We start from the raw sequence: 13,015 nt of genomic DNA, 5'->3' as shown, positions 1-13,015 counted from the left end.
CAGGGCCAAGGCCAGGGTCAGGAACAGTCCCAGACCAGCGAGCAATCGTCTGAGAACCTCAACGGCAACCTGAACGGGAACGGCAACGGCAACCTGAACGGGAACGGCAACGGCAACCTGAACGGGAACGGCAATGCCAACGGCAACTTCAACGGCAACGCCAACGCCAATTCCAACACCAACGACTCGATGACCAGCGTCACGGTGGATGTCTCGGCGAACCTGCAGCCGATGAGCGATGACGATCAGGACAATGACGGCATCGACATCGACAATTCCACCATCCACGGCCTGAACTACGCCGGTCGCGACATCGACCCCGGCAACGACATCAAGGACATCCTGAACGATGCCCTGAATGGCCCGGGCAATGATGTCGGAACCGTCAATATCTTCTCTAACAAGCTCGACGACTCCGACACGTTGAAGAACCCGACGGTGAAGAACGACGCTAGCTTCAACAACAGCGGCACTGCCGCTGGCGGCTCGGCCAAATCCGACGATGGCATCGATGCCGAAGGCGGAAACGGTGCCGCGGGCGGCGCTGCATCGGCTAACGCGGGCGGCGCCATCGGCGGCTTCGGCATCGGTGGCTTCGGCGTCGGTGGCGAAGGCGGTGAAGGCACGGGCGGCGAAGGCGGCGAAGGCGATTCGGGTGAGGCGGACGCATCGGCCGATGCGCTGTCGGGCTCGCTGGCCGCATCGCAGGCCGGTGCTCTTGGCGTCGGCGTGGGCCTGGCCGGAGCGAACGCTGACGCGGACGCGACGGGCGGAAGCAGCCTGGATATATTCGACCTGCTGGTCGACGAAGACGGCGGTAACGCCATCGCCCAGGCGGCGGCGGCTGCCGCGGCGGGCGGCTACGGACTTGGCGCCGCATCCTCGGGTGCGCTGTCGGGCTCGATGGCGACGGGCGGCACGGCGACGGCCACATCCGGTGATGCCACTGGCGGCGCCGGTGGTGGCGGATTCGGCGGTGCCGGCGGCGCGGGTATCGGCGGCGCGGGTGTCGGCGGCGGAGCCACGGGCGGCGTCGGTGGCATGGCCACCGGTGGTGCCGGCGGCAACGGTGCCTCGGCCGGCGTCTGGGGATCGAACAACGGTGACGACGGCTACGTGACCGGAACTTCGACCGCCTCGGCCGACGGCATCTTGGACCAGGCCATGTTCAACCAGTCGATCTCGATGGGCGCCAACATTCTTGGCAACCAGGTCGACATGACCGTGGTCGGCGGCAACCTGACCTCGTCGCTGGTCGGCGAGGACGACACGGTCTGATCGGGCCGGAATGACAAGTCCCCGCGCGGCGCTCGCCGCGCGGGGACGCCACTTAAGTTTATTTCATTAGTTCTATTTCATTCTCACGGGGAACTGACATGTATTTGGACAGGATCACCGAAGAGGTCGCTCATTTCATAGGCCTATTTCTGATACAGGCCGAAGGGGCTCGTTCGCGTCTGGATTACGACAGGTTCGACGAGTTGCAGCAGTCGCAGGACGTCGGGGAAATCGACCTGAGCGTCGGGGCCGGTCGGCCCGGCTTTCACGTTCCGGACTTCGATCCGTCGGTCACCGATGCCGGGCTGTCGCTTCCCACATTCGATCTGAACGCGCTGCCGAATTTCGCGCCGCCGCTCGAGCCCGATGCGGCCGCGGCCGAGCCCGGCTTCGAATTGCCGACGGTTTCGGTCCTTCTGCCCGCAGGGACCCCGGACATCACGTGGGGCCCGCTCGAGGTGCCGCCGCCCGGATCCCTGGCGACGGTCACGATCCAGATCAACGTCGTCAACGACAACGACATCCTTGATATCGCGCCCGACATCGCCGCCGCCTGGCTGGCGCTTGCCGAACTTCGCCTCGACGCCATGCTGGCGGCGGCCAATTACGGGCTGGGCGGACTGAGCGCGATTTCCGACGACGGGATGAACACCCTGGTGACGGGCACCGCGGTCGCAGAGCACATGGAGCTGCTGCACGTGCTCGGGCCGACCCCGGACGATGTCATGGCGATCGAGCAGGGGCAGTGGCTGTCCGATGGCCAGTGGACCGACGAGCAGATCTCGTTCGAGACCCTGCGCGAAACCTACGGCCCGCAGCCCGACGATGGCAGTGCCGCGGGACGGTTCGGCGTCTCGACCGGGCAGAACATGGCCCTGAACCAGGCGGGGGTCGCAAATATCTGGATCGACGCACCGGTGATCGCGGTCGGCGGCAATGCCTACGCGCTGAGCGGGATCGTCCAGAGCAACGCGGTCCACGACGAGGATTTCGGGATCGGCTGGGCGGGCGAAAACGTGTTCGCCAACCAGGCCGGGATCAACGGCCAGTCCGAGATCGTGTTGGACGAAGGCCCGCTGTTCAGCGGCGTGCTGGGCGGGGTCACCATCGCGACGATCGAGGGCGACCTGATCAGCGTGAACGCGACCCACCAGATCAACGTGCTGTCGGATGTGGACGCGGTGTCGCTGACGTTCAGCATGGGCGGCCTGCTGCTGGAGACGGGCGAGAACCTGCTGTTCAACGCCCAGTTCCTGCAGGCGCTGGGCACCGGGTTCGACCTGATCATCGTCGAGGGCGATTTCATCCAGACCAACTGGGTGAGCCAGACGAACGTCCTGATCGACGACGACGTGGCCGTTTTCTTCGGCGCGGGCGACATGGACGGCAGCATCGGCAACGCGCTGCTCAACTCGGCGTCGATCTCGATGACCGGCGACAGCATGATCGGCGGCCACTCGGCCGTGGCGGACCTGATCGCAAGCGTCGAGGACGGGGCGGATATGGACGCGCTGGCCGATGCGGGTGTGGGCAGCACCACGGGCACGATCAACATCCTGCACATCACAGGCGACCTGATCGTGTCGAACGCGGTCGAGCAGACGAACATCGTGCTCGACAGCGACCTGATCGAAGGCTTCGCGTCGCAGGTGGATGCCGAGGGCAATTTCCTGGGCAACGTGGCGGACGTGGTGGTGGGGGGAATGCCCTCGACCGTGGCCGCGGCGGGCGAGGTCTATTCCGACGCGCTGATCTACCAGGCCAACCTGATCGAAACGGGCAACGGGCCCGAGCCCGGTCTTGCCCACGCGGCGGTGGCCTTCCTGGCCGATGACATGATCGCCGAAGCGCAGGTCACGCAGGTCGATGTGCCGACCGCCAATGAACTGGCCGACGCGGGAACACCCGCGGACGTCATGCAGCTTGCGCTGGCCTGACGGGCACGGCGTAGCCAAAACGGTATGAGGGGACGAGCATGGTGAAGCAGGACAAGGCGAAGGCCTTCATGGACGCTGTCGAGCGTGCGGTGGACAGGGGCAACGCCGAACGGAAAAGCGCGGGAGCCATGCCGACGCTCGTGTTGCGTAACCCGATCACTCCGGACGAGGCGCCGAAAGCGGAAGCCGCCGGTGCCGAGGCGAAAAGCCAGCCCGAGGCCCCGAAGGCCGAGGCGCCCACGGGCTGGAAAGTCCGCCGCGTCGCGCCGCCCGACCAGACCTTCATCGACCCGCCCCTGCGCAAGACCCGCGACCAGCGCGACCAGAAGGCCGCGGCCGAGATCCAGCCCCCCATCGACGGCACCCATGGCGGCGGCGGTGGCGGCGGCGGCAACGGGGGCAGCGGCAGTTTCCACAAGCGCTTCGGCCCCGAGAACGCGACCGAGAAGCTGGCCGCGGGCCAGCGGGTCGTGCGGCGCAACCTGTCGCTGGTCATGGTGCTGACCGTGGCCACGAACATGCTGGTGCTGGCGATCCCGATCTACCTGTTCCAGATTTCCGACCGGGTGCTGACCAGCCGCTCGCTCGACACGCTGATCATGCTGACGATCGTGATCGCGGGCGCGGTGGTGCTGCAATCCATCCTCGACGCGATCCGCCGCATGATGCTGATGCGCACGGCGGTCGAGATCGCCGCCAAGCTGGGCGCGCCGATCCTGTCGGCCGCGGCGCACGCATCGCTCAATTCCAACGGGCGCGAATACCAGACGCTGGGCGATCTGCAGCAGATCCGCTCGTTCCTGACCGGCGGCACGCTGCTGGCCTTTCTCGACGTGCCCTTCGCGCCGCTGTTCATCACGGCGATCTTCCTGGTGCATCCGAACCTGGGCATGATCGTGGTGGCGACGGCGCTGGTGCTGTTCGTGATCGCAATGGTCAACCAGAAGATCACCGCCAAGCCCTTCGCGTCGGCAAGCCAGTCGCAATCGCTGGCCAATCTTCACCTGGATTCCATGTCGCGCAACAGCCAGGTCATCAACGCGCTGGCGATGATCCCCGAGCTGGTGTCGATCTGGGGCCGCGACACGGCCGCGTCGCTGCAGGCCCAGGTCCGCGCGCAGGACCGCAACGTGATGAGCGCCACGGTGTCGCGCGGCGTGCGCCTGCTGACGCAGGTGGGCATGCTGGGCTGGGGCGCCTACCTCGCCATCCTGGGCGAGATCACCGGCGGCATGGTCATCGCCGCGTCGATCATCGCGGGCCGCGCGCTTGCGCCCATCGAGGGCGCCATCGAAGGCTGGAACGGGTTCTTGTTGTCGCGCAACGCATACGGGCGGATTAGCGCCCTGTTGCGCGGCGCCACCGCCCGGCACGAAAAGCTCCTGCTGCCCGATCCCCGCGGACGGCTGGATGTCGAGCGTTTGCTCTACGTGCCGGGCGGAACCAAGCAGGTGATCCTGAACGGGATCAGCTTCCATCTGGACCCCGGCGACACGTTGGCTGTGATCGGCAATTCGGGCGCGGGCAAGACCACGCTGGGCAAGATGCTGGTGGGCTCGATCATCCCGACCTCGGGCAACGTGCGGCTGGACCTCATGGACCTGCGCAACTGGGAGCCGCGCCAGCTGGGCCTGAACATCGGCTACCTGCCGCAGGACGTGCAGCTGTTCCCGGGCACCATCAAGGAAAACATCGCCCGGATGCAGGGCGACGCCGACGATGCCGATGTCTATCGCGCTGCCGTTCTGGCCGATGTCCACGACATGATCGCGTCGCTTCCCCAGGGCTACGAGACGGTGGTCAGCGTCGACGGCTCGCCGCTGTCGGGCGGCCAGAAGCAGCGGGTGGGCCTGGCGCGCGCCTTCTTCGGATCGCCCAAGCTGCTGGTGCTCGACGAGCCGAACTCGAACCTGGACGCGGCCGGTGACAAGGCGCTGATGCGCGCCATCGGCCAGGCCAAGGAGCAGGGCATCACGGTGGTCGTCATCACCCAGAAGACCAGCCTGCTTCCCGCGGTCGAAAAGATCATGATGCTCGCCGACGGCAATATCGCGCTGTTCGGCTACCGCAACGACGTGATGCAGCGTCTGAGCGAGCTGAAGAACAGGTTGCCCGGCGCGTCCGGGCCGACCCCACCCGCCAAGGGAGACACCCCATGACCGACCTGCGCATGAACCCCAGCCAGGACTGGTTCACCGAAGTGCCCCGGTCCATCGCGAAGCTCACGGTGATCGGGCTGGGCCTGATGATCGGCGGGCTGGGCGGCTTCGGGATCTGGGCCACGACCGCCCCCCTGGCGGCGGCGGTGATCGCCCAGGGCTCGTTCGTGGCGACGGGGCGCAACAAGATCGTGCAACACCTGGAAGGCGGCATCATCCACAGCATCGACGTGTCCGAAGGCGACGTGGTCAAGGAAGGCGACGTGCTGGTCGAGCTGGACCAGACCGCCGCGCGGGCCGACCAGCGCGAGCTCTGGCTGCGCCAGTTGCGGCTGGAAGCGATCGAGGCGCGGCTTTTGTCCGAGGCCAACCTGTCCCGGACCATGAACCTGCCCGATCACCTGGTGGCCGAGATGACTGTGCCCGAGATCGCCGATATCGTGACCAAGCAGCGCATGGCCTTCGACGTGTCGCGCTCGGTGATCGAAAGCAACCTGTCGGTGATCGAAACCGCGCTGACCTCGCTCGAGATCCGCATCGAGGGCTACGAGGCGCAGCTGGCCAGCCACCGGGCGCGGCTGGCCGACATGCGGGCCGAATTCGCCGACCGCAAGACGCTGGCCGACAAGGGCCTATTGGCGACACCCGAACTGGGCGTGATGCGCCGCGCGATCCTGGACGCCGAGGGCCAGATCGCCCGGCTCGAAGCGCAGATCGGCGAGACCCATATGGAAATGGGCCGCGTCGAGCGCGAACGCGAGAAATATCTCAGCGACCGGCGCCAGTCCGTCTACGAGGACCTCCAGGAAATCCAGGCGCAGCTCGATTCGATCCGCGAGCAGACCCGCAAGGCCGACGCGGTCCTCGTGCGCTCGCAGATCACCGCGCCCGTGGCGGGCACCGTGGTGCGGCTGCACTACCACAGCCCCGGCGGCGTGATCGAGACCGGCAAGCCCATCGCCGAACTGCTGCCCGCCGACGCACCGCTGATCGTCGAGATCACCGTGCTGCGCACGGATATCGACACGGTGCGCGTCGGCCAGTCCGCGACCGTGCGGCTGAGCGCGATGAACCAGCGCACCACGCCGGTGCTGAACGGGCACGTCTCGTATGTCTCGGCCGACTCGCTCAGCGAATCCACCGACGGGCTGACACGCCAGGTTTACAAGGCGAACGTGGAAATCTCGCGCGCCGAGCTCGAGCGTCTGACCGACGCGCAGGTGGTGCCGGGGATGCCGGCCGAGGTGATGGTCCAGACCGAGACCCGGACCTTCTTCGAGTACCTGACCAAGCCCGTCCGCGACAGCATGTCCCGCGCCTTCCGCGAGCACTAGGCGCGGGCGCGGCCCACCCCCGCCATGGAACCCCGCGCGCCCTGCGGCGGTTTGGACCCCGCATGCAGAAGGAGCGCGGGCCATCTCGACCGGAACAAAACACCGCCACGAAGATCACGACATCGTCGCCAAGGAGCGGCCCGAACTGCTGATCTTCTGCGGCATAGCCGGGATCGTCGGCAACGTCATGCCGCTGGTGGCGATCACCGCGGGCACGCTCGTCACCCAGCACGACTTCATCGCCGACACGATCAGCGATCTCGCGCGCGGCGAGCAGAAGTGGATCATGGACGTGGGCTTCTACTTCAACGCCGCCGGATTGCTGGCGCTGGCGATCGCCGCGGCCCACGCGCATCTGGGCCGGATCGGCTGGACCGTCGGTCTGTTCTGCCTGTCGTTCCTGGCGCTGATCGAAGTACTGCTGGGCGTCTGGGACGAGTTCGGGCAGCAGACCCAGGATATGTCGGTCCACACCCGGCTGACCTTTTTCCTGGGGCCGCTCTACCTGATCGGCCCCATCGCCATGGCCGGTGGCGCGGGGGGCGTGAACACGCGCTACAAGTGGCTCTTCTGGATCTCGGCCGCGATCTGGGCGGTGCTGGCGACGGCGTTCAAGTTGGCGCCCAACGGGATCGACGGTATCCTGGAAAAACTGGCGGTGTCGGGCACGCTGCTGTGGCTGGTGCCGCTGTCCTGGCTGTTCCTGGCGCGCGGCTGGGAGACGACGCACCGCCTGTCGCTCAGCGAAAGCCTGAAGGCCTGAGCGCCCTTGCGCAGGGGGCGGCGCTGGCCTAGTCCGGCGCGCATGTCGCAAAAGCCCGCAAACGCGCCCTGGCGCAACTTCTACGGTCGCCGCAAGGGCCACGCCCTGCGCGACAGCCAGGAAGCGTATCTTGCCGAGGATCTGGCGCGCCTGAGCCCCGGCGCGGTGGATTGGGACGTGAACCCCGAGCGCAATGCCCTGGATCTGAAGGCGCTGTTCGGGGGCAGGCCGGTTTGGCTGGAAGTGGGCTTCGGCGGCGGCGAGCACCTGGTGCACCAGGCCGCCACGAACCCGGACGTCGGGATCATCGGGGCAGAGCCTTACATCAACGGCGTGGCGATGCTGCTGGGCAAGATCCGTGCCGCTGGCGTGACCAACCTGGCGGTGCATCCGGGCGACGTGCGCGACCTCTTCGACGTGCTGCCCGATGCCAGCGTGGCGCGGGCGTTCCTGCTTTATCCCGACCCGTGGCCGAAGGCGCGCCACCATCGGCGGCGCTTCGTGACGCCAGAGCACCTGCAGCCGCTTGCCCGCGTCATGCAGCCCGGCGCGATCTTCCGGGTGGCGACGGACATCCCCGACTACGTGCGTCAAACGCTGGAAGAGGTGCCGCCGGCGGGGTTCGATCTGCTGGGCGAAAGCGGCGTGGCGTGGGACGACTGGATCCCCACCCGCTACGAGCAGAAGGCACTGCGCGAGGGGCGCGTGCCCCATTATGTGACATTTCGACGCCGGGACTGAGCGCCCTCTTGCCCATCACGCAGTTGCGAGGTTTCCAAAGCGATTCGCCGGGGTATGAGCGGGTATTGAACGCAACCCTTTCACGGCGTGAGTCACCATGTCCCGCATTTGCAAAAACCTCGCCCTGCCGCTGTTCGTCTTTCTGATCATCCCGCTGGCCATCCTGATCTGACGCTCGCGGGGGGCTTGCGGCCCCGGACCCCATGCCTATTGTCGCGCGGGTTGCGAAATCCGCGCGAACGAGGCCCCACATGTCCGCCCACGGCGACCCCATTCCGATGCAATCCCGCCGCGCGGGTCCCCTGACGGGCACGGCCGAGGTGCCGGGCGACAAGTCGATCTCGCACCGGTCGCTGATCCTCGGCGCCATGGCGGTGGGCGAGACGCGGATCACCGGGCTTCTGGAAGGGCAGGACGTGCTGGATACCGCAAAGGCCATGGCCGCGCTGGGCGCCGACGTGGTGCGGCACGAAGGCGGCGCGTGGTCGGTGCACGGCGTCGGCGTCGGCGGCTTCCACGAGCCGGACCAGGTGATCGATTGCGGCAATTCGGGCACCGGCGTGCGGCTGATCATGGGGGCGGTGGCCACCCACGACATGGCCGTGACCTTCACCGGCGACGCGTCGCTGAACGGACGGCCCATGGGGCGCGTGACCGATCCGCTGGCGCTGTTCGGCGCGCGCGCGGTGGGACGCGCGGGCGGGCGGCTACCGCTGACGCTGGTGGGCGCGAAGGATCCGGTGCCGGTGCGCTACGCGACGCCGGTGCCGTCGGCGCAGGTGAAATCGGCGGTCCTGCTGGCGGGGCTGAACGCGCCCGGCCAGACGGTGGTGATCGAGCGCGAGGCGACGCGCGACCATTCCGAGCGGATGCTGGCGGGCTTCGGGGCCGAGATCGCGACCCGCGAGACGGACGAAGGCCACGAGATCACGCTGACGGGCCAGCCCGAACTGCGCCCCCAGTCGATCGCTGTGCCGAAGGATCCCAGCAGCGCGGCCTTCCCGGTTTGCGCGGCGCTGATCGTCGAAGGCTCGGACGTGCTGGTGCCTGGGATCGGGCTGAACCCCACGCGCGCGGGCCTGTTCGACACGCTGGTCGAGATGGGCGCCGATTTGACCTTCGAGAATCGCCGCGACGAGGGCGGCGAGCCGGTGGCCGACCTGCGGGCGCGCTTCTCGCCCGCCATGAAGGGCATCCGCGTACCGCGCGAGCGCGCGGCGTCCATGATCGATGAATACCCCATCCTGTCGGTCGTCGCGGCCTGCGCCGAAGGCGTGACCGACATGCCCGGCGTGGCCGAGCTGCGCGTGAAGGAATCGGACCGGATCGACGCCATGGCGGAAGGTCTGCGCGCCTGCGGCGTGACGGTCGAGGACGGGCCGGACTGGTGGCGCGTGACGGGACGCGGGCCCGGCGGTGTCGCGGGCGGTGCGACCTTCGCGGCCCGGCTGGATCACCGGATCGCCATGTCGGCGCTGATCCTCGGGATGGCCAGCGAAAAGCCGGTCACGGTGGACGACGGGCAGCCCATCGCTACATCGTTCCCCATCTTCGAGACGCTCATGGGCGATCTGGGGGCCGAGGTGACACGGAAGGACGCGTGATGTTCAGCGACGATGCCGATCTGCCGGTGATGGGCGGGTGCTTGTGCAATCAGGTGTCGTTCCGGGTCCGCGGGCCCATGCGGCCGGTGGTGAACTGCCACTGCCAGATGTGCCGCCGGACCTCGGGCCACCACGGCGCCGCCACCGCAGCACCGCGCGACAGCATCGACATCGAAGGCGAGGTGCGGTGGTACAAAAGCTCGGAATCGGCGCGTCGGGGCTTCTGCCCGGTCTGCGGGTCGAACCTGTTCTGGGACGGCGGCGGGGCCAACCTGTCGATCTTCGCGGGCACGCTGGACAAGCCCACGGGGCTGCAGACCGCCTGGCACATCTTCGTGGCCGACAAGGGCGACTATTACGAGATCGCGGACGATTTGCGGCAGTTCGACCACGCCGATGACGGGCCGCCCGCCGCCGAATGAGCGTCGCGCGGGCCCGCTGGGGCGCGCTTCCAGGTATTTAGAGACAGGTGAAGACAAAATGGCGTTCACGGTGGCCATCGACGGTCCCGCGGCAGCGGGCAAGGGTACGATTTCCAAGGCCGTGGCGGCGCATTTCGGCTTCGCGCACCTGGATACCGGGCTGCTCTACCGCGCCACGGGCGCGCGGATGCTGGAGGGATCGGATCCGGTGGACGCGGCGCGCGCGCTCAGGCCCGAGGATCTTCAGCGTGACGGGTTGCGCCGCGCCGACGTGGCCGAGGCGGCCAGCCAGGTCGCCGCGAACCCCGACGTGCGCGCCGCGCTGCTGGCCTTCCAGCGCCGCTTCGCGCGGCTGGGCGACGGGGCGGTGCTGGACGGGCGCGACATCGGCACGGTGATCTGCCCCGAGGCGGAAGTGAAGCTGTTCGTCACCGCCGCTCCCGAGATCCGCGCCCGCCGCCGTTACGACGAGCTTGTGGACAGCGGGGCCGAGACCTCGTTCCAGGACGTGCTGGCGGATGTGCGGGCGCGGGACGCGCGGGACATGGGCCGCGCCGACGCGCCGCTGCGCCCCGCCGGCGACGCGGTCGAGATCGACACCAGCGACCTGAGCATCGACCAGGCCGTGGCGCGCGCGGTGGCGGTGATCGCGGCGGCGCGCGCTAGCGGTTGAACAGGTTGTCCTTGGCCGCGGCGTCGTCCTGGAACGCCTTGCGCTTGTCCAGGTGCAGCCCGGTGCCGCGCTGCACCGCGGGCCGTGCGGCCACGGTGTCGAGCCAGCGCGCGAGGTCGGGCTTGTCGTCCAGCGTTTGCTGCTGGCCTTCCCACAGCGACGCCCAGGGGTAGATCGCGATATCGGCGATGGTGTAGTCGTCTCCGGTGACGAAGGCGCGGCCCTGCAATTGGCGGTCGAGCACGCCGTAAAGCCGCGCCACTTCATCCCGGTAGCGGTCCTTGGCGTAGGCGATATCCTCGGGCGCGTATTTCAGGAAGTGATGCGCCTGGCCCGCCATGGGCCCCACGCCGCCCATCTGCCACATCAGCCACTGGTCGACCTCGGTGCGGGCCCGCTCGGTCGCGCCGCCGAGGTGGCCGGTCTTGCGCGCCAGATATTGCAGGATCGCGCCGGATTCGAAGATCGCGATGGGCGCGCCGTCGGGGCCGTCGGGGTCGACGATCGCGGGGATCCGTCCATTGGGCGAGATCGCGCGAAAGGCGTCGCTGCGATGGTCGCCCGCGCCGATATCGACGAGATGCAGATCGTAGGGCAAGCCCAGCTCTTCCAGCACGATCGACGCCTTCCAGCCATTAGGCGTGGGCCAGTAGTAAAGCTCGATCGGTGGCATGGACGCTCCTGCTGCCGGGATGTTCACGCATATTGACCCGCGCGCCGCGGCGCAGTAGCAGAAGCATCGTGGCGATTTGTACACCGGATTGCGGGCCACGTAAAACATGCCGCTAAAGAGGTCGGGACGTCCCCCGCCTTTGGTATCGGTGGGGTTGATGTCGAAAGGACCCCTTTGATGACAGACGATTGGAAAAAGCGGACCCGCGCGGTCCATGCGGGCACCCGCCGCAGCCAGTACGGCGAGGTGAGCGAGGCGATCTTCCTGACGCAAGGCTTCGTCTATGACAGCGCCGAGGCCGCCGCGGCGCGGTTCGAGAACCTGGGCCAGGATGAATTCATCTATGCCCGCTACGGCAACCCCACCGTGGCCATGTTCGAAGAGCGGATCGCGGCGCTGGAAGGGGCCGAGGACGCGTTCGCCACCGCCAGCGGCATGGCGGCCGTCAACGGTGCGCTGAGCTCCATGCTGAAGGCGGGCGACCACGTGGTGTCCAGCCGGGCGCTGTTCGGATCGTGCCTGTATATCCTGGAAGAGATCCTGACCCGCTACGGCGTCGAGGTCAGCTTCGTGGACGGCATCGACCTGGACCAGTGGCGCGCGGCGATCCGGCCGGACACGCGCGCGGTCTTCCTGGAAACCATCTCCAACCCCACGCTCGAGGTCATCGACCTGAGCGCCGTGTCCGATCTGGCGCACGGGGTGGGTGCGACGGTGATCGTGGACAACGTCTTCGCCACGCCGGTCTTCAGCCGCGCCTTCGAGATGGGCGCCGACGTGGTGATCTATTCGGCCACCAAGCATATCGACGGGCAGGGCCGGGCGCTGGGCGGCGTGATCCTGGGCACCCGCGATTTCATCCGCAAGACGGTCGAGCCCTACTTGAAGCATACCGGCGGCGCCATGTCGCCCTTCACCGCCTGGGTCATGCTGAAAGGGCTCGAGACGCTCGAGCTGCGCGTGCGGGCCCAGGCCGCGACGGCGCAGGCGGTGGCCGAAGGGCTGGCGGGCGATGCGCGGCTTGCCCGCGTGATCTTCCCGGGGCTCGCGGACCACGCCCAGTCGGGCATCATCGCCGCGCAGATGACGGGGCCGGGCACGGTGATCGCGCTGGACCTGGCGGGCGGCCGACCGGCGGCCTTCGCGATGCTCAACGCGCTTCGGCTGGTGACGATCTCGAACAACCTGGGGGATGCCAAGTCGATCATCACGCATCCGGCGACCACGACCCACCAAAGGCTCAGCGACGCGCAGCGCGCCCATCTAGGCATCGGCGAAGGCCTATTGCGCCTGTCGGTGGGGCTTGAGGACGCCGACGACCTGCTGGCGGACCTGCGGCGGGGGCTGGATGCGGCGGGGTCGCCCAAGAGTTGAGCCCTGCGTCCATGAGACAATCTGCCAATTGGTAAAGTCCCTTGCGCCCCCTATATC

Annotated in this window: 11 protein-coding genes and 1 riboswitch; of the genes, 10 read left to right on the top strand and 1 reads right to left on the bottom strand. The window is 67.9% G+C overall.

The window, feature by feature from the left end:
• The 9 genes from ILP92_RS06260 to ILP92_RS06220 all read left to right on the top strand — a co-directional run.
• Window positions 1-1,278, top strand: a 1,278-nt coding sequence (locus ILP92_RS06260; protein WP_198915505.1) for a hypothetical protein, incomplete at its 5' end; no start/stop codon positions are given.
• Between the two features lie 98 nt (window positions 1,279-1,376).
• Window positions 1,377-3,215: a hypothetical protein gene (locus ILP92_RS06255; protein WP_198915504.1), complete on the top strand. Its 1,839-nt coding sequence runs from the start codon at window positions 1,377-1,379 to the stop codon at window positions 3,213-3,215.
• 38 nt (window positions 3,216-3,253) lie between these two features.
• Window positions 3,254-5,374, top strand: coding sequence for a type I secretion system permease/ATPase (locus ILP92_RS06250; RefSeq protein ID WP_235971166.1), 2,121 nt, complete (start codon window positions 3,254-3,256; stop codon window positions 5,372-5,374).
• A complete protein-coding gene (locus ILP92_RS06245; protein WP_198915503.1) occupies window positions 5,371-6,708 on the top strand; it encodes an HlyD family type I secretion periplasmic adaptor subunit in 1,338 nt (445 codons plus the stop codon). Before ILP92_RS06250 ends, ILP92_RS06245 begins: the two co-directional genes overlap by 4 nt.
• Window positions 6,709-6,895: 187 nt before the next feature.
• The gene (locus ILP92_RS06240; protein ID WP_198915502.1) at window positions 6,896-7,471 is read left to right on the top strand and encodes a DUF998 domain-containing protein; all 576 of its coding nucleotides are present in this window, start codon (window positions 6,896-6,898) and stop codon (window positions 7,469-7,471) included.
• Window positions 7,472-7,513: 42 nt separating this feature from the next.
• Window positions 7,514-8,212: a tRNA (guanine(46)-N(7))-methyltransferase TrmB gene (trmB, locus tag ILP92_RS06235; protein WP_198915501.1), complete on the top strand. Its 699-nt coding sequence runs from the start codon at window positions 7,514-7,516 to the stop codon at window positions 8,210-8,212.
• Window positions 8,213-8,463: 251 nt separating this feature from the next.
• Window positions 8,464-9,816: a 3-phosphoshikimate 1-carboxyvinyltransferase gene (gene aroA / locus ILP92_RS06230; RefSeq protein ID WP_198915500.1), complete on the top strand. Its 1,353-nt coding sequence runs from the start codon at window positions 8,464-8,466 to the stop codon at window positions 9,814-9,816.
• Entirely contained in the window at window positions 9,816-10,238 is a 423-nt protein-coding gene (locus ILP92_RS06225; RefSeq protein ID WP_235971162.1) for a GFA family protein, read from the top strand. The genes aroA and ILP92_RS06225 overlap by 1 nt, the downstream gene beginning before the upstream one ends.
• A gap of 58 nt (window positions 10,239-10,296) precedes the next feature.
• Window positions 10,297-10,911 carry a (d)CMP kinase gene (locus ILP92_RS06220; protein WP_198915499.1) on the top strand — a complete coding sequence of 205 codons (615 nt, stop codon included), beginning with the start codon at window positions 10,297-10,299 and terminating at the stop codon, window positions 10,909-10,911.
• Here ILP92_RS06220 and ILP92_RS06215 read toward each other — a convergent pair.
• The gene (locus tag ILP92_RS06215; RefSeq protein WP_198915498.1) at window positions 10,901-11,584 is read right to left on the bottom strand and encodes a glutathione S-transferase family protein; all 684 of its coding nucleotides are present in this window, start codon (window positions 11,582-11,584) and stop codon (window positions 10,901-10,903) included. The two genes, ILP92_RS06220 and ILP92_RS06215, sit on opposite strands and share 11 nt — an antisense overlap.
• A 58-nt stretch (window positions 11,585-11,642) precedes the next feature.
• Window positions 11,643-11,721: riboswitch (SAM riboswitch) on the top strand.
• A 40-nt stretch (window positions 11,722-11,761) separates the two neighbouring features.
• On the opposite strand from ILP92_RS06215, the gene metZ reads away from it, so the two are divergent.
• On the top strand, window positions 11,762-12,958 hold the full coding sequence (gene metZ, locus ILP92_RS06210) for an O-succinylhomoserine sulfhydrylase (RefSeq protein ID WP_198915497.1): 1,197 nt from the start codon (window positions 11,762-11,764) through the stop codon (window positions 12,956-12,958).
• Window positions 12,959-13,015: the final 57 nt, after the last annotated feature.

Origin of the sequence: Palleronia pontilimi (assembly GCF_016412875.1) — a bacterium.
GTDB classification, from domain to species: domain Bacteria; phylum Pseudomonadota; class Alphaproteobacteria; order Rhodobacterales; family Rhodobacteraceae; genus Palleronia; species Palleronia pontilimi.
The sequence above is the reverse complement of the archived record's forward strand: the minus strand, read 5'-3'. Positions and strand labels throughout refer to the sequence as shown.

Coding starts and splice junctions, on each gene's coding strand:
- ILP92_RS06220 (WP_198915499.1), top strand. CDS start 10,297: ATGGCGTTCACGGTGGCCATCGACGGTCCCGCGGCAGCGGGCAAGGGT.
- ILP92_RS06245 (WP_198915503.1), top strand. CDS start 5,371: ATGACCGACCTGCGCATGAACCCCAGCCAGGACTGGTTCACCGAAGTG.
- ILP92_RS06225 (WP_235971162.1), top strand. CDS start 9,816: ATGTTCAGCGACGATGCCGATCTGCCGGTGATGGGCGGGTGCTTGTGC.
- ILP92_RS06250 (WP_235971166.1), top strand. CDS start 3,254: ATGGTGAAGCAGGACAAGGCGAAGGCCTTCATGGACGCTGTCGAGCGT.
- ILP92_RS06255 (WP_198915504.1), top strand. CDS start 1,377: ATGTATTTGGACAGGATCACCGAAGAGGTCGCTCATTTCATAGGCCTA.
- aroA (WP_198915500.1), top strand. CDS start 8,464: ATGTCCGCCCACGGCGACCCCATTCCGATGCAATCCCGCCGCGCGGGT.
- ILP92_RS06215 (WP_198915498.1), bottom strand. CDS start 11,584: ATGCCACCGATCGAGCTTTACTACTGGCCCACGCCTAATGGCTGGAAG.
- trmB (WP_198915501.1), top strand. CDS start 7,514: ATGTCGCAAAAGCCCGCAAACGCGCCCTGGCGCAACTTCTACGGTCGC.
- ILP92_RS06240 (WP_198915502.1), top strand. CDS start 6,896: ATGCCGCTGGTGGCGATCACCGCGGGCACGCTCGTCACCCAGCACGAC.
- metZ (WP_198915497.1), top strand. CDS start 11,762: ATGACAGACGATTGGAAAAAGCGGACCCGCGCGGTCCATGCGGGCACC.